The sequence below is a fragment of the Brevundimonas sp. genome, assembly GCF_031082345.1.
Lineage (GTDB): Bacteria > Pseudomonadota > Alphaproteobacteria > Caulobacterales > Caulobacteraceae > Brevundimonas.
This window is the reverse complement of sequence record NZ_JAVHLH010000305.1, coordinates 1-2,998: the sequence shown is the minus strand read 5'-3', so window position 1 is coordinate 2,998 and position 2,998 is coordinate 1. Positions and strand designations below refer to the sequence as shown.

General features: G+C 70.9%; 4 protein-coding genes and 1 pseudogene. 2 read left to right on the top strand and 3 right to left on the bottom strand.

Annotated features, from left to right (window positions below; all coding sequences use genetic code 11):
- Positions 1 to 292, top strand: a pseudogene (locus tag RDU12_RS14425) (hypothetical protein); the annotation flags it as partial.
- Positions 293 to 298: 6 nt separating this feature from the next.
- Here the strand turns inward: RDU12_RS14425 and RDU12_RS14420 are convergent.
- On the bottom strand, positions 299 to 733 hold the full coding sequence (locus tag RDU12_RS14420) for an SOS response-associated peptidase family protein (protein WP_308685320.1): 435 nt from the start codon (positions 731 to 733) through the stop codon (positions 299 to 301).
- 9 nt (positions 734 to 742) lie between these two features.
- Positions 743 to 934 carry a hypothetical protein gene (locus RDU12_RS14415; RefSeq protein WP_300293101.1) on the bottom strand — a complete coding sequence of 64 codons (192 nt, stop codon included), beginning with the start codon at positions 932 to 934 and terminating at the stop codon, positions 743 to 745.
- 638 nt (positions 935 to 1,572) lie between these two features.
- Between RDU12_RS14415 and RDU12_RS14410 the strand changes: the two genes are divergently transcribed.
- Positions 1,573 to 2,301 (top strand): hypothetical protein, encoded by a 729-nt coding sequence (locus RDU12_RS14410; RefSeq protein ID WP_300293103.1) that lies wholly within the window; start codon positions 1,573 to 1,575, stop codon positions 2,299 to 2,301.
- A 45-nt stretch (positions 2,302 to 2,346) separates the two neighbouring features.
- Here the strand turns inward: RDU12_RS14410 and RDU12_RS14405 are convergent, their stop codons facing one another.
- Positions 2,347 to 2,778 carry a hypothetical protein gene (locus RDU12_RS14405; protein WP_308685318.1) on the bottom strand — a complete coding sequence of 144 codons (432 nt, stop codon included), beginning with the start codon at positions 2,776 to 2,778 and terminating at the stop codon, positions 2,347 to 2,349.
- Positions 2,779 to 2,998: the final 220 nt, after the last annotated feature.

Genomic DNA, 2,998 nt, shown 5'->3' with positions numbered 1-2,998 from the left:
CGCCAACGCCGCCTCGGAAGAGACGCTGCGCACCATCATCGCCGAGATCCAGGCCGGCGAACTGGACTACAGCCGCATGACCGACGACCTCGCCGCCGCCGTGCGCGAGCAGGAGGCGGTGGTGACGCCGATGATCCAGGGCCTCGGAGCCCTGGTCTCGGTCGATTTCACCGGCAGCCGTAACGGCATCGACCTGTTCGACATCATCTTCGCCAATGCGGCGACCCAGTGGATGATCGGCGTCAACCCCGAGGGCAAGGTCTCGGCCCTGATGTTCCGCCCGGCCGAATAGCCGGTCTCAGCCGCCGCGCGGCGCGGCTCCGGCGACGAGGGTTCCGGCCGGCGGGGGCGTCAGCAGGTCTTCGGCCGGCCGACGGTCGAACAGCCAGTCGGCCCAGGCCGCCGGCGGCAGGGGCAGGACGCCGCGATCGTGATAGGGCGCGACGTCCGGTCCGGGCGCCGCCGTCAGCAGGGAAAAGGCGTCCGGCTCGCCCTCGGCCCCGGCCCGCCACAGCGCCGCCAGGGCCAGGAAGGGCTGGTCGACGCCGCGCAGGATCCAGCGGGTCTTGGGGTATCTGTCGCCGGTGAATTCGTAGAAGCCGGATGTCGGCACGAGGGCGCGGCCGCTGCGCTCGCCATTGCCGAAGGCGCGCCCCTCGGAGCGGAAATTGATCACCGGCGGCGGCTTGCCCTTGCCGCCCGGCCGTTCGGGGCCGCGAAGGCCGAACCGCATGGAAACCAGTTAGGCGGCGTCGCCGTCGGCCCCCTCCTCCATGGCGAAGGCGCGAACCGCCTGGGCGAGGTCGGTGGGGCGGACCTCCTCGACCGGTTCGATATTGGGCAGGCCGCGCGGAAAGCGCAGCGGGGCCCCGTGATGGTCGAAGGCCTCGACCAGCTGGGTGACCGAGAACCGGGCTTCGTAGGAGGCGCACATGGGAGGAGGATAGACCGGATTTCAAGCGGGCGAGAGGGGGCGGGCGGTCGGGAGAAAGACCGTTCACTGGGATCGCTTCGGTCGGGGGTGCGACCCTGAAAAAAGGAGTCGCAGGAGTCGCGGGAGTCGCATCGGGATCGGCGTCGCGCCTGGGCGGTGCGGCGGGGATGGGATTGTCAAAGACCGGCCTCGCGGGGAGGCGGGAAGAGTATGGACCGGGTTTTTCCTCAGGCGGGAAGATAGGGTTTAGTTTCGGCAACGGCATTGAAAAGGCGAGGTTTCGTCCGCTGAACCGGGCGACAATTCCGCGGATTGTCAGCGCAGCGTCATGGGGGTGTGCGGAGCAGAGACCGGCCGCGCCCCGGTTTCCTTCTCCCCTCGAGGGAGAAGGTGGGCCGGAGGCCGGATGAGGGGCTGCTTCCTCATCCCCGCTGTGACGGGATCAAGCGGCTGACCGGAGGCATGGGTGTGTCACCCCTCATCCGCCCCCTCCGGGGGCACCTTCTCCCTCAAGGGGAGAAGGGGACGGCCAAGCCGCCCGCCGGACCACGACGACTGCGCCGGGAGATAACGGGGGTAGGTGACAGCCGCGCCGGCATGCGCCAGTCTGGACCTCCGTGGGATGGGGCGGCAGGGCGATGCAGGGACGAGGCGGCTGGTTCTTTCCGGGGCTTGCCCTGGCGATATCGCTGACGGCCTTCGCCGGGTTCGCCCTGACCTATCTCGGGCCGCTGGCCGCGGGGACCTACGCCCCGGTGTCATGGGCGGTCCACGCCCACGGCGTCGTCTATCTGGCGTGGTGCGCCGTCCTGCCCGTGCAGGCGACGCTGGCCCGGCGCGCCTTCGCCGTGCACCGGGCCCTCGGCGTCGGCAGTCTGCTGCTGGTCGCGGCCATGGCCTTCACGGGGTTCCTTGTCGTCGGGGTCAAGGTGCAGGGCGCGCTGGCGGGCGAGGGTCCGGCGTTCTGGAAGTCGTTCGGCGTGCCGATCGCGGCCGGGCTGGTGCTGTTCCTCGGCTTCTACCTCGCGGCCCTGCTGAACCGCGGCCGGCCCGAGTGGCACAAGCGGCTGATGATCAGCGCCGCCGCGACCGTCATCGGGGCGGGGGCTTGGCGGCTGTGGGTCGCCGGCTTCGGCTTCAACGACTGGGCCATGTTCGCCGCGCTGGCGTCGACCAAGCTCTTCATCGTCGCCGGCATGATCCATGATCTGGCTGTGCGTTGCCGGGTGCATCCGGCCTGGTGGGTGGGGCTCGGGGTGTCGGTTCTGGTGGAGGGGGCGGCTCTGCTGGCGCCCGGCACGGTGTTCGAACCGCCGATCGCCCGGGCGATCGCGAGTTTCGCGGACGTGTTCGGGTGGATGTATTGATCTCATGACCCTTCTCCCGTTGGGAGAAGGTGGCGGCGGCGGCCGTCAGATCCGGCGCGGACCGCGACGGTCGAGCAGGGCGAGACCGAGGAGCGCGCCGGTGAGGCCGATCAGCAGGACGAGGAACGCCTCGGCGTAGTTGGGGGCGTAGACGGCGAAGGGGACCGGGTCGTTGGTGCAGATCAGCCCGTTCCGTGCGCTCACCGCGCCGAGAAGGCCGCCCACCGCGCCCCAGCCGAAGGCGGCGGCGAAGCCGATCACGGCGCGGCGCCGGGCGCCGGCGCGCAGGCCGAGGATCCCGACCGCGGCCGAGACGACCGACAGCACCGCGCACGCCTGCAGCGCCATGTCCATCTCGGTCAGCAGCCCGGGCAGATACCGGGGGCGGAACTCCGCCAGGACCACCATCCAGACGAGCCCGACGAGGGCGGCGACCCAGGCGACGACCGAAGCGACGAGCAGGGTGCGGGTCAGCATGGGTGGGGCCTCCCTCACGGTTGTTGACGGCAAGCTATGCCGCTTCCTTCCTTTCGTCATCCCGGGAGCGAGCGCAGCGAGACCCCGGGACCCAGCGGCGCCGAAGGCGACCTGTTCAGGCAGGCTGTCGTGAACGGCGGCGCACCGACAGGGTCGCGCTCTCGCGCGCCGCTGGGTCCCGGGGTCCGCGCGGCTGCGCCGCTTGCCCCGGGATGACGAA

Coding starts and splice junctions, on each gene's coding strand:
- RDU12_RS14420 (WP_308685320.1), bottom strand. CDS start 733: ATGCGGTTCGGCCTTCGCGGCCCCGAACGGCCGGGCGGCAAGGGCAAG.
- RDU12_RS14415 (WP_300293101.1), bottom strand. CDS start 934: ATGTGCGCCTCCTACGAAGCCCGGTTCTCGGTCACCCAGCTGGTCGAG.
- RDU12_RS14410 (WP_300293103.1), top strand. CDS start 1,573: ATGCAGGGACGAGGCGGCTGGTTCTTTCCGGGGCTTGCCCTGGCGATA.
- RDU12_RS14405 (WP_308685318.1), bottom strand. CDS start 2,778: ATGCTGACCCGCACCCTGCTCGTCGCTTCGGTCGTCGCCTGGGTCGCC.